Below are 2,501 nucleotides of genomic sequence, written 5' to 3'. Positions count from 1 at the left end.
ATCTTCGTGAGTTTCAGGATCAGATTGGAAGGGTTACTGTTTACTCCCTGTATTTCCATATGTTTGAGGCACCCCTTCGTCTGAAAAAAGAGGAGAGTGATTTTGTCGCATGGTTCAAGGGCATTGGGGAAGTGGAACTTGCAAAGAAGATGGCGCGCCTGGACCCATATACCATGACTTTGGAAGTGCTCAGGAAGCGTGTAATCAAGCTTGTGGGGGATTATGTCTCAGCGAAACATTAAAGAATATTCGCCGATTGTGGGTGAAAGCGCTGTGGATGAACTGTTCCTGCTGGCAGATAAACTGCGCGGAAAAGTAATACAAAATGTCAATTCTACCGCAGTCGGGGGTGGTGTGGCGGAAATACTTACCCGCATGGTTCCTCTCCTCAAACAGCTTGGAGTTGATGCCCGATGGGATGTTATCAAGGGCAACGAGAAGTTTTTCCTGATAACAAAAAAAATACATAATGCATTGCATGGCGTCGATGTTACTTTTTCCGACGAGGAGTTTGATTTCTTCAAGCAGGTCAACGCCGAAAATGCCGCAGAAATCCAATCTTATGGTGATGTTGTTTTTGTACACGATTCCCAGCCGATAGGACTGATAGAAAAGAAAAAAGAGATTGGTCAAAAATGGGTGTGGCGTTGTCATATTGACTTTACACAGCCTACGGCCCAGATCGAGGCATTTCTCAGAGATTATATTGAACGGTATGACAGCGCCGTTTTCTCTGCGCAGTCTTTCTCCAGGCAGCTGAGTATACCGCAGGTGTTGATAGCACCGTCGATCGATCCACTCAGCGACAAAAACAGGGACTTGCCGCAAGAAACAATAATGTCGGTACTGGAAACTTTTGGTATCGATCCCCAGCGTCCGATTGTTACACAGATTTCAAGGTTTGACTACCTTAAGGACCCGCTTGGTGTGATAGAAGTATATCGCAAGGTGAAGCAACATGTTGACTGCCAGCTCGTCCTTGCAGGCGGCGGTGCAACAGATGATCCCGAAGGCGCGAAAGTACTCGAAGACGTTCAGAATGCTGCGGCAGATGACCATGATATTCATGTTCTCCTCTTGCCGTCAGGTAGCGATATTGAAATTAACGCGCTCCAGCGAGCTTCTTCGGTGGTGCTTCAGAAATCCCTTAAAGAAGGTTTCGGGCTGACCGTCGCCGAGGCGCTTTGGAAATCGAAGCCTGTAATTGCCAGTGCGGTCGGAGGTGTTCCCCAGCAGATTACACACAAGTATTCCGGGATACTGACTTACTCGATTGACGGAACTGTCTATTACCTGAAACAGCTCTTGAACGATCCGGACTATGCCAGTCGTCTGGGGACCAACGGCAGGGAACATGTTAAGAATAATTTTCTTATTACCCGCCATATTCGCGACTATATCCTCTTGTTCCTCTCTCTCTACTATACCGAGGATGTTGTCCAGTTTTAGAGAAAACCTCTTGATCTGACCAGTATAACGCATTGAATATCTCGCGTTAACACCAGAGAAACGAGAGTATTGCTATGATGTTACGACTCTTTCGCCAAAAGGATAATCCCCAGCAACGCTTTGACTTCTTCAGCATTATTCAGATAATATTTAGCTTTTGATTTGCGCAAGTTGCCTACATGGATAGTCAAGGCCATATCGCGCAAGACCTCAAATGCGTCCTCATCCGTTTGATCATCTCCGATATAAACCGCAACAAAATCTTTATGCCTTAACTCGGCCTGGAATTCTTTTAAAAGCCATAACGCCGCATGCCCTTTATTCCATTCAACAGGCGGACGGATTTCATAAACCTTTTTTCCTTTAAAAACCTTTACTGCTTTAGATATGACATAAGGGTCAACCACTTGATAAAATATCTTCTCCAAATATTTCAACTTCTTTACCTCAACCATTCGGTAATGAATGCTTAGCGTCGCGCCTTTATCCTCAAAAAAAATCCCTTTTAAATCCTGAGAGTGTAACCGCAGATTATTTATAATATCCCGGAAAGTCTTTCGCGTCCTATCTAAACGCGCGCTTTCAAAATAAATCTTAGGGCCAAAGATTTCCAACCCGTGATTGCCCACATAAGTAATATGTTTGAGCCCGACCCTTGAACGAATATCCGGCAATCCCCGCCCCGAAACAATAGCCACCCGGCAATCAGAATGTCCGGCTAAACGTTCCAAAATATCCCGGGTCTTATTATCCAAACGGGCCTGATCCGGGGTTTCGGCAATAGGAGCTAAGGTCCCGTCGTAATCCAAAAACAGGAGAACATGCTTCTTTTTAAAATAATCCTTCAAGAAATCCCATTGGCCTAAAAAATGGGTACGTTTCCTAATGACCTTTATCATAACCCTTTTAGCCCTCTTTCTTGACATACAGCGTCTGCGTCGGATAAGCAAAAACAAGCCCTTCTTTCTCAAATGCTCCCATTAAAGCCAATTTAATTCCCTCTTGTATATCCATATAGATCTTGTAATCCGCGGACAAGACGTAATAAACAA

At 44.7% G+C, this 2,501-nt stretch carries 3 protein-coding genes; 2 read left to right on the top strand and 1 reads right to left on the bottom strand.

Features of this window, described 5'->3' with window-relative positions; translation table 11 throughout:
• Positions 1 to 242, top strand: a 242-nt coding sequence (locus Q7J27_14450; GenBank protein MDO9530340.1) for a DUF5752 family protein, incomplete at its 5' end; no start/stop codon positions are given.
• Complete coding sequence (locus tag Q7J27_14445; protein MDO9530339.1) at positions 223 to 1,449, top strand: glycosyltransferase; 1,227 nt, start codon at positions 223 to 225, stop codon at positions 1,447 to 1,449. The genes Q7J27_14450 and Q7J27_14445, both read left to right, overlap by 20 nt.
• An 80-nt stretch (positions 1,450 to 1,529) precedes the next feature.
• Here the strand turns inward: Q7J27_14445 and otsB are convergent, their stop codons facing one another.
• Positions 1,530 to 2,297 (bottom strand): trehalose-phosphatase, encoded by a 768-nt coding sequence (otsB, locus tag Q7J27_14440; GenBank protein MDO9530338.1) that lies wholly within the window; start codon positions 2,295 to 2,297, stop codon positions 1,530 to 1,532.
• Positions 2,298 to 2,501 lie beyond the last annotated feature (204 nt).

The sequence above is a fragment of the Syntrophales bacterium genome (genome assembly GCA_030655775.1).
Taxonomy (GTDB): Bacteria; Desulfobacterota; Syntrophia; order Syntrophales; family JADFWA01; genus JAUSPI01.
Note: the sequence above shows the minus strand (reverse complement) of the source record. Positions and strands in the feature narration are given on the sequence as shown.

Excerpts from the sequence above, each read along its gene's own strand:
- Q7J27_14445 (MDO9530339.1), top strand. The coding sequence starts at position 223 with ATGTCTCAGCGAAACATTAAAGAATATTCGCCGATTGTGGGTGAAAGC.